Origin of the sequence: Limobrevibacterium gyesilva, from assembly GCF_025989185.1 — a bacterium.
GTDB classification, from domain to species: domain Bacteria; phylum Pseudomonadota; class Alphaproteobacteria; order Acetobacterales; family Acetobacteraceae; genus Limobrevibacterium; species Limobrevibacterium gyesilva.
In genome coordinates this window covers 1-12,307 of record NZ_JAPDNT010000052.1, presented here as the reverse complement: position 1 = coordinate 12,307, position 12,307 = coordinate 1, and the positions used below count along the sequence as shown (strand labels likewise).

The following is a 12,307-nucleotide window of genomic DNA, read 5'->3' as shown; positions in this document are numbered from 1 at the left end:
CCGCCAGGTCTTCCAACACACCCAAACCCCTCCACAAGACCACCCACGCGGGGTGGAGCAGCCCGGTAGCTCGTCAGGCTCATAACCTGAAGGTCACAGGTTCAAATCCTGTCCCCGCAACCAACGTTCCCATCACTCCACCAGAACGGCCGTTCTCCTTTCGGGATGCGGCCGTTCTTGTCTGTGCGCCGTCGGACGGCTCCGGCAGATACAGAAACGCCGCCAGATCTCCGCGCAGCTCCACCCGCACTTCACCGCGCGTTTCGCCCGGGTAGACCAGGATCGCATCGACCAGGCTGCGCAGCGCCTCGGCCGCCGCGGCCATGGTGGCCGCATCGCGCAACGCCTCCTCCAGCGTGTCGACCTTGCGGCGGTAGAGTTCGGGGAGGTTCGGATGCAGCACCGGCAGCGGTTCCGGCGTGCCGGTGCCCGCGATCTCCCGGACGATCTGGTCCTGCCGGCTCTCCAGCCCCGCCAGTTCCCGCGCCATCGCCGGGCTGCCGTGCCCGTCCTTGATCAGCTCCAGCAGGTTGCGGATCTGACGGCCGAGCTTTGTGTGCTCCTGCTGCAGCCGCGCACGCTGCTGCCCGCGAGTGCGGTTGGCGGCGTTTACCTCGGCGACGAAGGAGCGCACGAACTCCTCGACCAGTTCCGGGGCCAGCAACCGATGCTTCAGGCCCGCCATCACCCGCTCGAGCAGCCGCGCCCGCAGCACCGTCCGCGGATTGCTGCAGGTACCCCGCTCGCGGCGGTTTGCGCAGCCCAGCCGGCCGTCGCTCGACACCACGCCCATCGGGCCATTGCACACTCCGCAGCGCACCAGACCTGACAACAGCCATGGCGGACGCCGGGCAGCGGCAAGGCGGCGACCGACATTGGCGCCGTCGGCAGGGGATCCCAATTCGCCGTCGGTGTTGGCCGACCCGAGTTGGCGCCGGCCGACGGCCAGCCGTTGCTGCGCGGCCTCCCACAGCGTGCGATCGACGATCTGCAACTGCGGTGCGGCGCTGATGATCCAGGCTTCCCGCGGGTTCGGCCGGGCGACCCGCTTGCCGGTCGTCGGGTCCTTGACGAAGTGCTGCCGGTTCCACACCCGCTCGCCGACATACAGCCGGTTGCGCAGCAGGCCGGTCTCGCGCACCGCATTGCCGAGGATCAGCGAGGCCGTCCACTTGCCGCCGCGCGGGCCGGGAATGCCGGCCTTGTTGAAGCCGACAGCAATGGCGCGCGGCGAGACGCCGCCCGTGTACTCGCTGAACACCCGCCGGACGAGCTCCGCCTCCTCGGGCACGATCTCCATCTCGCCGGCGGTCGGCGTGCCGTCCGCCCGGAATTGCCGCAACACCCGATAGCCGAAGCTCAACCCGCCGCCGCTGGCGCCGGCGCGCACACGGCCCTCGATGCCGCGATGGGTCTTCTGGGCGAGGTCCTTGAGGAACATCGCCGCCATCGTGCCCTTGAGGCCGACATGCAATTCCGTGACATCGCCGTCGGCGATGGTGACTAGGCGCACCCCCGCGAAGGAGAGCTGTTTGTAGAGCCCGGCGATGTGCTCCTGATCGCGGCTCAGCCGGTCCAGCGCCTCCGCCAGTACGATGTCGAACCGGCCCGACCGCGCCGCCGCCATCAACGCCTGGAACTGCGGCCGGTCCGCAGTCGCGCCGCTGATCGCGTAATCGGCATAGACCTCGGTCACCACCCAGCCCTCCCGCTCGGCGCGGGCGCGGCAGATGCGCACCTGATCCTCGATCGACGCCTCGCGCTGGTTGTCCGACGAGTAGCGGGCGTAGACGGCGGCGCGCTGTGTCATGCGTCCTTATCCTTGGCACCAGCCAGAAGCGGCGCGCGCAAGTCCTGGACGACGGTGAAGTGCGCGCGCTGCGCCGACGCCGCTGATGCGTGATTGTAGTGCATCTCGCCGGTCTTCAGGTCCCGGTGCCCGAGCAGTCGCGCGCCGGCGCGAACGCTCATCGGTGCATCGATGGCGAGCGAGGTGAGGACGCAGTCCCGAATCAAATGGGGATTGATCGGATGGCCGAGCAGTCGGCGCGTGATCGAGGTGATCTGATAGTAGATGGTCGATTCTGACATCGGAGTGCCGCCCATGGCGATCCACAGGGCGTCGCTCGTGCCTTCGCGGAGCAGACGGGGACGGATGACCTCCAGGTAGTGATCGAGATGCGCGAGCAGATCCTCCGGGCAGGCGCAGTCATATGGCCGCTTCTCCTTGGTCTCGGAGGAGCCGAGGCTGAGCCGCATCCCGGTGGGGGTGCGCAGCACGCTGTCGCCGATGCGTAGGCCGGCGAAGCTTGCGAGGCGCACAGGGCGATGCGTCAGAAACGCGAGCATGAGGGCGTCGCGGGCGCGCGTGCAGCCGCGCGTGGGAACCGGGCCGACGCTGGCGATCAACGACGCGTAATATGCCAGAGCCTTGTCAACGATCTCGGCGGGGTCGACCAGACGGAGATGCTTCTGCCGGCGTGGCACCGCACGCGCTTTCAGCCGGGCGCAGAGTCGCGCCAGATGTGCAAGGTCGGCCGTGGGGTCGAGCGCGGCGATGGCCTGCCGCAGCGCCCGGAACCGGGACAGCAGGCTGGTCGACGCCATACCCGTCGCCTGGAGATGGGACAGATACCGCTCGAGCCGATCGCGGCTGAGCCGCGATCCCGGCATCTCCGATGCGTTGAGCTCCCCGTTCCCGGCCAGCCAGAACAGGAACCGTCCGTAGTCCTTTGCAACCTGATGCCGCGTCCTGGGCGACCAATGTGCCGCCCGGCCGTCATCCTCGAGAGGATCGCCCGAGCGGTTGGCAGCCTCCCACAGATCACGATCCGCAGCGGGCCAGCGTTCCACGGGCAGCGTCACCGACGGATAGCCCACGGTCAGATCTTCCTGGTCCGCCGGTGGCCCGCTCCGGGCCCCGAAGGGGCAGTCAGGGCCGGGCCTTCAGGTGGCAGCAGATGACGGCGCTTGGAGCGGATCAGGTCATCATGCAGCCGCGCGGCAGACTCCGTCTCCATCCCCTCATAGGAGCGGTAGGTTGTATCGTGGGAGCGGTGCCCGAGCAGGCGGCGCGCCGTCTCGTAGTCGCCTGGACGGACATCGACATTCATCTTCGCCGTCAGATGGCGCTGCAGGTGGGGAGAGTATTCGAGCCCAAGATGCGTCCACACGCGCTGCGAGAGCTGTTTCGACAGGGTGTCGGAGCGCTTCGGGTGGCCGGGACGACCGGGGAACAGAAAGGGCGACGGGGTCGTTTCGAGAAGCGGTTTGACCCGCTCGACGTAGGACCGAATGAAGGCTGTCGTCTCGGCCGGCAGCAGGTATTGCAGCTGTTCGGCGTTCTTCACGCTGTGCCGCGGCAGCAGGATGACGGTCTCCCCGTCTTTGGGTCTCGGGAGCCTGATGTGCAGGTCCAGCCGGAGGCTGGCCAGATTCTCCACCCGCATCGGGGCAAAGATCAGAATTTCCAGCGCCAGGAACAACGAGAACTCCACCGCGTCATGGCGCGTCAGGTCGCCCTTGCAAAGCAGCCGCTTCATCCCGAGGGCCGGCAGCGCGAGGAACCGCGCAAGCACGTCCTAGTCACTGAATTGCGCGACGCGATGCCGGTTCTTCTCGGTCATACCCGGCTCGTGCCGGTTCAGCCTGGTCGTGATGTTGTTCAACGGGGAGAGCTCGGCCTCCGAAAACCGCAGATGGTACCGGGCAATCGACCGGATCGTGTGGGCGACTTGCCCGGCCGTCCGGGTGTTGCTCTTGTCGCGCCGCTCCCGGTCGAGGAGAAACCGCAGGCCCAGCTTGAAATTCTCCGCCGTCACCAGAACGGCCAGCGCATCGATCTCCTCGATCGGGACGCCGGTCAGAACCAGGGCGCTGGCAAACTGACGGATCTGGTAGCGCTTGGCCGCAATGCTCGATGGCCGCAGCGGCCGGGCCGGTGTCGACTCGTTGAGCAGGTCGTCCACGCCGGCAGCGCCGAGCCGGCGCAGGTATTCCTCGACCTCGTCTTGAAACGAGGCGGGAAAGGCACGCAGGTCTGATGTGTAGGTCCTGGCCTAAGAGGGAATCGTCAGGGTCACCGCCGGCCAGCCCAGGACCTTTGCGCGGGCCTGGTTCCAGGTGCGGCAGACCGTCTGGTAAACGGTCTGCGGGTCCTTGACCAGCGAGGTCTTCGTGAGGTGCTCGAGGTAGAGGGACGATACGCCATCCGACACAGCGTCTGGCGCGACGCCGGACGCCGAACAGAAGCGGGCGAAGGGTGCAAGGCTGCTCCGCAGATAGCGGTTCGACAGGCTCGCGAACACGGTGTTCCAGGCGACGCTCAGGGCTTCCGCCACGGGCCGGTTGCACGGCTTCACGCCGGCCAGGGTGAGCGCCCGGTTGAGCAGCGACGTCACGTTCGCGAAGCGGGCGGGTGACACGCCGACCGCTTCGGGATGGAGCCGTTCGACGTGCCGCCGGATCGCCGCTGTGTCAGCCGGAAGGTGGTCCAACCGCAGGCCCGCCCATGCGCCGAAGGAGCGGATAGCGGAGGCGAGCTCGCGCGCCTGGCGCTGGTTGCACAGGCTCGTCGTCACAATGAAATTCAGCACGCCTTTCAGGTCGCGCGGCGGGCTGTTACGGGCGGCGTCGGCATCCATAGTGATCCCTCCGGGAGGACGAAAGACGACACGTGATGTCAGCATAGGACAGGAGAAGACAAAATGAATAGAGTTCGCCATAAAGGCCGGTCTTCTACGGTCTGTAGCAGTCACTACACGAGCGTTGTTCACATCAATACATGACAGTTGCGGTCATTTGGCGTCATCTCCTCGCCCCGCATCAGTGTGAGTATTCGCCAGCCAACGCTCGATGTCGGAGCGACGGAAGCGGATCTGGCGTCCGATGTGCACGCATCCGAGCCGTCCCTGGTCGATATGGCGCTGCAAGGTGCGAACGGAAACCTGGGCCAGTGCGGCCAGTTCACCGAGGGTGAGGAGCTTCTCCAGCGGCGCGGCCGTGGGCGCCGCGGCGGCACGTGGGGATCGGGGAGACCGCGTCATTGGTCGGACGGTCCGGCGGGAACCGGCCCGCGGGACCGACACCGGGCGAAGTCCGAGAATGCCGCCTGCCGTGCCAGGAGGCGGACGAGCGGAACGAGCCGCTCCGCCACGCCTGGCGGCAAGTCGACGCGGGCACCGGGAGGGTGCGGTTCGTCGATCGGGCAGGTAATGAAATGCAACCGCGAATTCGGGACGGACATGGCCAACACTTCCTCAGAAGATGCTGGCCTACGGACAAGCGCCGGCCCGTTGTTCGCCTTGACTGCTACTTGCTCCGTGGATGGCGGTCAAGCGATTCGCCAGGCGTCCCAGCGGACGGGCACGTCTCGAGCCGACCGACGGCCGCCGGTCCTGAACCCGGAAACGGGTCCAGCGACCGCGCGAATCCTTCGGGCAAGGTCATCGGCGCTGTCCTGTCCCGGATCAATGATCCCTCGGTATTGCGGCTCGAAGAAGTTCGGCCCGGCACCCGGAGGATGCCGCCTGCCATGCCAACCGAAGCGCCCTGCACAGCCAGGAATATGTGGCGCATCCAATCGCTGCGGTTTCCGCGGGTTTGCTGGATGGTCACCGACGCCGCCTGTGGGCACGCCGCGACCGACCGACGTTATTCCGGTCGTAGGACCCCCACCACGTTATCCGCCGCTCAGGCTTTTAATCTTGGGACCCTGGGTTCGAATCCCACCCTCTCCGCCAGCGGTGCTTTCGTCTGCCTTCGTCCACCTTCGCCCACCTTCGCAGACTCCTTTGTCAACATACTGGTCACGAGGGTGTTTTCTCCGGGGGCTTGCGCCCTGGGCTACTTTCCCGTGCGCGCCCCCGGCGTGGGCCGGGGTGTGGGCCGGAGGGGAGGACGGGCCAATGGCAAGGCATTGGAGGCCGGAACGGCCGCTCGAGACGGAGCTCGGGCGGTATGGCTACGGCGGGGGGCTCTGGCTGCAGGTCCGCGGCGCCACTCGGCGCTCGTGGCTGTTTCGCTACAAGCTCGCCGGGCGCGCGCACGCCATGGGTCTCGGTCCCGCGGAGAGGGTCAGCCTCGCCCAAGCACGCATTTCAGCCGAGAAGTGGACAGGAGTTCTGAACGAGGGCCGGGACCCTCGGGAGGTGCGGGACGCCCAGGACGAGGACCGGCAGCTCTCGGCGGACCGCTCCACACCGCTGAAGGAGGTGTCGGATCTGGTCATAGCCAAGCGCTGGTCCCAGTGGCGCAACGACAAGCATCGAGCGCAATGGAAGGCGACACTCGCCACGTACGTCCACCCGCTGATCGGGGACAAGCCGATTTCGCGGATCAACCTGGATGACGTGGTGACGGTGCTCGAGCCGATATGGCACACGAAGGCCGAGACAGCGAGGCGGGTGCGCGGCCGCTTGGAGGCGATCCTTGCCCACGCTATCGCGAAAAAGCGCCACGACGGACCCAATCCAGCCCAATGGGGCCCGCTTCTCAAGCAGGCGCTGAACGCCACCGGGAAGTCCCGCCGCGTCACGCATTTCCCCGCCATGCCTTGGAAGGAAATGCCGGTCTTCATGCAGCAACTGCGGTCCACCCCAGGGATCTCTGCGAGAGCGCTCGAACTGCACGTGCTGACGATCTCGCGCCCGGGAGCCTTACGCTTGGCCGCGTGGAGAGAATTCGACCTGGAGCTGCGGCGATGGCGCATTCCCGCCCACCACATGAAGAACGACGAGGACTTCGACATACCATTGAGCAATGCCGCCGTGGCACTCCTCCGCGAGCGGGGTGCAACGGGACAGACCCCGACGCCTTGGTGTTCCCCGGGGCACGTCGGGGCCAGCCCCTTTCGGACGCGGCGCTTACCATGGTCCTGCGGAGGATGTGTCGTGACTCAAAGAGGCCCCCGAACGTCACCTATCGCGATCGCAAGACCGGCAGGGTGCCCGTGCCCTACGGCTTTCGAAGTTCGTTCATGGACTGGGCCTGTGACGGGACCTTCTACCCGGAGAGAGTGGCCGAGGCGGCGCTCGCGCATGCGGCGGGGAATGCGGTGACGCTCGCGTATCGTCGGGGCGATGCGTATGACCTCCGCGCCGAAATGATGGAGGATTGGGCCGAGTTCTGCAGCAGCCCGGCGCCGCGCACGCGATGGCCCGGCCGGACCGAGCGCATGAGCGGCGAGATCATCAAGCTGTGCAGCCGACTTTCCGCCATGCTGCTCAAGTCGGAGGACAGCGGCAGCCGCAGCGTAGCGAGATTATTGCAAGCCTTTGCGCGCTCGGGGATTGAAAAATAGGCCAGCGGGACGAGCGGATCATTGGACCCGGCGGCACCGACCCAACGCCCCTCCAACTCCCAAGCGGCCCCCGCCCATTGCCACTGTCCAACGGCAGGGATGCGCCAACGTATCAGTCCGTGAAGAGAATTAGCCTGGAAGGGGGTGGCCGTGCCGCTTCACTACTTGTGGCAGTGGTGAAGCGCCGCCGCGGCTGTTGCCGGAGCAGCGATCGCGCGTAGTCACGCCGCGGGATGCTCGGGCCGAAGCTCGTCTTGCATTCGACTTGGTCCGTCTCGCCAGCGGTGGGGGGCCACACGCTTTCCGCATCCTTCGAGGCCCTGCCCAGCGTCAGGGCCCATGAGACAGGTGGGGGAGGTTGAGGAGCGGAGGATTTCTGGCTCATCGTAAGCGTCAAGGAGTGAAGATAAGCCAGAAATTCTCCACCCACGCTGGCCGGCCCGAAGGCACGACGACGGGCAAGCCGTCCCGGAAGAGGGACGTCGGCATCAACTCCGAAAGCGGACGCCCGAGGGACAGGCGCCAAGCGTCACTCGATAGCGAGCATTGGCCGACACCGGAACAGCTGCTTTGGAGTGCGCAACGGCAACAAGCAGACGTTCGTTCATGGGGATAACCAACGGCAGCCGTCGACCCTTCTCGGACCTTCGCGTCCGGCCCTGCGAGGTCCGGTCTTAGGGGTGAAGCTGCCATAAAGTTGCAGACGGCAAGATCGGCTGCTTCGCGCCCACATCAGCCATTCAGCCGACCCCGACCGTTTCTCCGAAGCGGACATGCGAGCGGGATAGGCTCGTGACGGACATGGGTGGCTTTCTGCCGGTCCGCTTCAGGGCGGAATGCGCTTAAATCAGACATCCGGCCGCCGGGCCCGGCCGGTAGCTACCCGTCTCCATCTAGGCATGGCCCGTGATAAATGGACACACTCACAGGAGTGAGCCGGTTAGCTCGCCGGCATATTCCACGCTAGATGGATAAATATGCCTGGTCCCAACGCACTCGAAGAAACATATCGCCGCGATGGCCGAAAGGTCTTCGCCACGCTCGTTCGGCTCCTGGGCGGATTCGATATGGCCGAGGAGGCGCTCCATGAAGCCTTCCGGATCGCTGCCGATCGCTGGCCCGTGGAAGGCGTGCCGCGTAATCCCACCGCCTGGCTTGTCTCGGTCGGACGGTTCAGAGCGATCGATCGTATGCGTCGCGACGGGCGCCTGGTCCCGCTGGACGACGTCGTCCACGTGGTCGAGGCCGAACCCGACCCGGCGGCTCTCCCCGATGAAGAGGACGTCTTGGAGGATGACCAGCTTCGCCTGATCTTCACCTGCTGTCACCCAAGCCTCGCTGAGGAAGCGCAGATTGCCCTGACCTTGCGCGAAGTGTGCGGATTGGCGACCGAGGCCATAGCGCGGGCCGTTCTCGTGAAACCCACGACGCTGGCGCAGCGCATCGTGCGGGCGAAGTCGAAAATCCGCGATGCTCGGATACCCTATCGTGTCCCGGAAGCCGATGAGTTGCCGGAGCGATCGCCAAGCGTGCTGAGGGTCATCTATCTGATCTTCAACGAAGGCTATGCGCCATCAACCGGGGAGAGGACAACCAACCCGGAGCTTTCGCAGGAGGCAATTCGGCTGGCGCGGCTGCTCCGGGACCGGCTGCCGCAACCCGAAGCGATCGGCCTGCTCGCGCTGATGCTGTTGCACGAATCGCGGAGGGCGGCGCGCGAGATGATTGCCGGGGAGTTCATAAGCCTGGAAGAGCAGGATCGGGCGTGCTGGGATCGCGCGGCCATCGCCGAAGGCCAGGCATTGGCCGAGCAGGCGCTCCGATCGGGCCGCATCGGCACCTATGCGCTGCAAGCCGCAATCGCTGCGGTGCATGCCGACGCGCTATGCTGGGCGGAAACCGACTGGGCGCAGATCGTCGGACTTTACGACGCGCTGCTGCGCATCGAACCTTCGCCGGTGATCGCGCTCAACCGCGCCGTGGCCCTCGCCATGCGCGATGGCGCGGCGGCGGGGCTGGCGCTCGTCGAAGAGCTTATGCGCCTGCCCGAGCTTGCGCATTACGCCCCGGCCCATGCCGCGCGTGCCGATTTGTGCCGACGAGCGGATCGATATAACGAGGCCTGCGACGCCTACCGCCGGGCTTTGGAGCTGTCCGAACAGGGGCCGGCGAAGCGCTATTTCCAGCGGCAGCTCGATCGGCTGCCTGCCAGCTAGGGCCCGGTCCCGCGAATTTTCGACAAAATTTTCCCGCCCCTGTCGAAATCGCGACTCCCCGCGCGACTAGGAATACCAGGCGCCGATGCCGGTGCTTCCTGAAGGGGGAAATAGGATGAGCAAGCTGATCTTCGTGAACCTGCCGGTGACCGACCTCAAACGGTCGATGGCCTTCTACGAGGCGGTGGGTGCCACGAACAATGCGAATTTCACCGACGATACGGCAGCCTGCATGGTCATTTCCGAGACGATCCATGCCATGCTGCTCACCCACGACAAGTGGCGCCAGTTCACGTCCAAGCCGATCGTCGACGCCCATGCCAGCGCCCAGGTCCTGTTGTGCCTGTCGGAAGACAGCCGGGACGCCGTGTCGGCGATGGTCGAAAAGGCAGCGAACGCAGGCGGCAAGGCCGACCCGACGCCGATACAGGATTTCGGCTTCATGTATGGCCGGAGCTTCGAGGACCCCGACGGCCATATCTGGGAAGTGATGTGGATGGACCCCGCCGCCGCTCTTCCGCATGCTCAATGATCCGGAGCACTCAGGATTTATGAGGAGCAAGGACCATGAAATATCTCTGTTTGGTTTACCTCGATGACACTCATTGGAGCGCATGCCCGGACCAGGAATGCTTCGACTTCGCCAAGGAATTGGCGGAAAGCGGGCGCCTCGTCGCCGCCGAGCCGCTCCATCCAGGACATACGGCGACGACGGTCCGTCTGCGCAACGGCCAGACCGCGCTCTATGATGGCCCTTTTGCCGAGACCAAGGAACTGCTGGCAGGCTTCTATCTGATCGACGCGAAAGATCTCAATGAAGCGCTCAACATCGCAGCGCGGATACCGCCGGTAAAATATGGCAGCATCGAAGTTCGCCCCGTGCGGGAGCTCAGCGTCGCCGGATATCACTCGTTCTCACACCAGGCGGCGCCTCGCTAAATAGCAGTGCTGCAGAGCGCGTTCATATTAGCAACGGTCAAAGACAGCGCGGGCATCGCCGCTGCGAGCGGCGATCACCTGCTTCGCTATGTTGAACTCTTATTTCGGCCCGCAATCCGCAGAGGAAAGGAAACCGCATGACCACGAATGATACCTACCTTGCCGTCTTTCTCGGCAGCAAAACCAGCCCGCGCATGAAGGCGTGGATGGCGCTTCCCGAAGCCGAACGGCGTGCCAGGGAACAGGAGGGCATGGCCGCCTGGAAAGCTTGGGTTGAAAAGCATCACGCGGCAGTTTCCGCCATGGGCGGGCCGCTCGGCAAGACGAAGAAGATCACCGAACGCGGCATCGAGGACGTGAGCAACGAAATGGGCGCCTTCATGGTCGTGAGGGCGGAATCGCACGAGGCGGCCGCCAGGCTGTTCGAGAAACATCCGCATTTCACGATCTTTCCCGGCGAGTCCGTGGAGATCATGCCGGTCCTGCCGATACCAGGCGCCTGATCGGCGCCAACTTCCATTCCCTCGATTCATATAAGGATAAACGAGTATGCCGAACACCATACGTTTGCACCGCGTTCTGGCAACCAGACCAGAGAAAGTTTATCGCGCGTTCCTCGAGGCGGACGCGCTCGCGAAATGGCTTCCGCCCAACGGCTTTGTCTGCACTGTGCATCATCTGGAACCGAAAGTCGGCGGCACGTTCAAAATGTCCTTCCGGAACTTCACAACGGGCAAAAGCCATGCGTTTGGCGGCGAATATGTCGAGCTCGTCCGGTAGTGTCCGAGGTCGTGGTGGAAATTCCGACGGCATAACGGTGTAGGCGGAGGTGGTCATCGGATCGGCTGGCTAAGGTGGAGTTGCGAGGCTCTACCCCGAACCGAACGAGGACCCGATGACCGACGACAGACTACCGCTGGCCGAACTGTTGGCCAAAGCCGGCGATGGCGACTTCCTGCGCAGCGTGGCGGAGGCTGTGGTGCAGCTGCTGATGGAGAGCGATGTGGATGGGCTGATCGGCGCCGGCCGCCATGAGCGATCCGGCGAGCGGACCACGTATCGCAATGGCTATCGGGATCGGAGCCTGGACACGCGCCTTGGGTCCTTGCAGCTGCGGATCCCGAAGCTGCGGCAGGGCAGCTACTTCCCGCCTTTCCTCGAGCCCCGGAAGACCTCGGAGAAGGCGCTGGTGGCCGTGATCCAAGAGGCCTGGGTCGGCGGCGTCTCGACCCGGCGCGTCGATGACCTGGTGCAGGCCATGGGGCTTTCGGGGATCGGCAAGAGCACGGTCAGCAAGCTGTGCCGCGACATTGACGAGCGCGTCGGCGCCTTCCTCGACCGCCCTCTGGTCGGCGACTGGCCCTATCTCTGGCTGGATGCGACCTACCTCAGGCAGCGCGAGGGCGGCCGCATTGTCTCGGTAGCGGCAATAATCGCCGTGGCGGCCAACACCGAGGGCAAACGCGAGATCGTCGGCCTGCACATCGGACCCAGCGAGGCTGAAACCTTCTGGTCCACGTTCCTCAAGAGCCTCGTTCGCCGCGGGCTGCGCGGGGCGAAGCTGGTCATCTCAGATGCCCATGAGGGCCTCAAGGCCGCGATCCGCCGGGTGATGGGCGCCTCCTGGCAGCGCTGCCGGGTCCATTGGATGCGCAATGCCCTTTCGTATGTGCCCAAGGGCCAGCAGAGCATGGTCTCGGCCGCTTTGCGCCAGGCGTTCATTCAACCCGACCGCGCGACGGCCAGCCAGACGTTGCGCCACGTCGCCGACCAGCTCCGGGCGAAGTGGCCCAAACTCGGCGGATTCATCGACGAGAGCGAGGCCGACGTGCTGGCGCACATGGACTTCCCG

The 12,307-nt window shown here is 65.4% G+C and carries 14 protein-coding genes and 1 tRNA gene; 9 read left to right on the top strand and 6 right to left on the bottom strand.

Annotated features, from left to right (window positions below; translation table 11 throughout):
* The first annotated feature begins 46 nt into the window (after positions 1–46).
* A tRNA-Met gene (locus OL599_RS24945) sits at positions 47–123 on the top strand.
* On the opposite strand, the gene OL599_RS26245 is transcribed toward OL599_RS24945, so the two are convergent.
* The 6 genes from OL599_RS26245 to OL599_RS26240 all read right to left on the bottom strand — a co-directional run bounded on the left by OL599_RS26245 (position 80) and on the right by OL599_RS26240 (position 5,045).
* Complete coding sequence (locus OL599_RS26245; RefSeq protein ID WP_408886996.1) at positions 80–1,810, bottom strand: recombinase family protein; 1,731 nt, start codon at positions 1,808–1,810, stop codon at positions 80–82. The genes OL599_RS24945 and OL599_RS26245 overlap by 44 nt on opposite strands.
* Positions 1,807–2,880 carry a tyrosine-type recombinase/integrase gene (locus OL599_RS24930; RefSeq protein WP_264716761.1) on the bottom strand — a complete coding sequence of 358 codons (1,074 nt, stop codon included), beginning with the start codon at positions 2,878–2,880 and terminating at the stop codon, positions 1,807–1,809. The genes OL599_RS26245 and OL599_RS24930 overlap by 4 nt, the downstream gene beginning before the upstream one ends.
* Positions 2,881–2,882: 2 nt before the next feature.
* On the bottom strand, positions 2,883–3,542 hold the full coding sequence (locus OL599_RS24925) for a tyrosine-type recombinase/integrase (protein ID WP_264716760.1): 660 nt from the start codon (positions 3,540–3,542) through the stop codon (positions 2,883–2,885).
* 39 nt (positions 3,543–3,581) lie between these two features.
* The gene (locus OL599_RS24920) at positions 3,582–3,968 is read right to left on the bottom strand and encodes a hypothetical protein (RefSeq protein WP_264716759.1); all 387 of its coding nucleotides are present in this window, start codon (positions 3,966–3,968) and stop codon (positions 3,582–3,584) included.
* A gap of 90 nt (positions 3,969–4,058) precedes the next feature.
* Complete coding sequence (locus OL599_RS24915) at positions 4,059–4,643, bottom strand: hypothetical protein (RefSeq protein ID WP_264716758.1); 585 nt, start codon at positions 4,641–4,643, stop codon at positions 4,059–4,061.
* Between the two features lie 153 nt (positions 4,644–4,796).
* On the bottom strand, positions 4,797–5,045 hold the full coding sequence (locus OL599_RS26240) for a helix-turn-helix domain-containing protein (RefSeq protein WP_408886995.1): 249 nt from the start codon (positions 5,043–5,045) through the stop codon (positions 4,797–4,799).
* Positions 5,046–5,213: 168 nt separating this feature from the next.
* Here OL599_RS26240 and OL599_RS26235 point away from each other — a divergent pair, with 168 nt between their 5' ends.
* The 8 genes from OL599_RS26235 to OL599_RS24880 form a co-directional block, all read left to right on the top strand.
* Entirely contained in the window at positions 5,214–7,058 is a 1,845-nt protein-coding gene (locus OL599_RS26235; protein ID WP_408886994.1) for a tyrosine-type recombinase/integrase, read from the top strand.
* Positions 7,016–7,300: a hypothetical protein gene (locus OL599_RS24910; RefSeq protein WP_264716757.1), complete on the top strand. Its 285-nt coding sequence runs from the start codon at positions 7,016–7,018 to the stop codon at positions 7,298–7,300. The genes OL599_RS26235 and OL599_RS24910 overlap by 43 nt, the downstream gene beginning before the upstream one ends.
* A 977-nt stretch (positions 7,301–8,277) precedes the next feature.
* Positions 8,278–9,516, top strand: coding sequence for an RNA polymerase sigma factor (locus tag OL599_RS24905; protein ID WP_264716756.1), 1,239 nt, complete (start codon positions 8,278–8,280; stop codon positions 9,514–9,516).
* Positions 9,517–9,631: 115 nt separating this feature from the next.
* Complete coding sequence (locus tag OL599_RS24900; protein WP_264716755.1) at positions 9,632–10,048, top strand: VOC family protein; 417 nt, start codon at positions 9,632–9,634, stop codon at positions 10,046–10,048.
* A gap of 35 nt (positions 10,049–10,083) precedes the next feature.
* Positions 10,084–10,455: a YciI family protein gene (locus OL599_RS24895; RefSeq protein WP_264716754.1), complete on the top strand. Its 372-nt coding sequence runs from the start codon at positions 10,084–10,086 to the stop codon at positions 10,453–10,455.
* A 137-nt stretch (positions 10,456–10,592) separates the two neighbouring features.
* Positions 10,593–10,958, top strand: a complete 366-nt coding sequence (locus OL599_RS24890) for a YciI family protein (RefSeq protein ID WP_264716753.1) — start codon at positions 10,593–10,595, stop codon at positions 10,956–10,958.
* 46 nt (positions 10,959–11,004) lie between these two features.
* Complete coding sequence (locus tag OL599_RS24885) at positions 11,005–11,235, top strand: SRPBCC domain-containing protein (RefSeq protein ID WP_264716752.1); 231 nt, start codon at positions 11,005–11,007, stop codon at positions 11,233–11,235.
* A 115-nt stretch (positions 11,236–11,350) separates the two neighbouring features.
* Positions 11,351–12,307, top strand: a 957-nt coding sequence (locus OL599_RS24880) for an IS256 family transposase (protein WP_264716751.1), incomplete at its 3' end; no start/stop codon positions are given.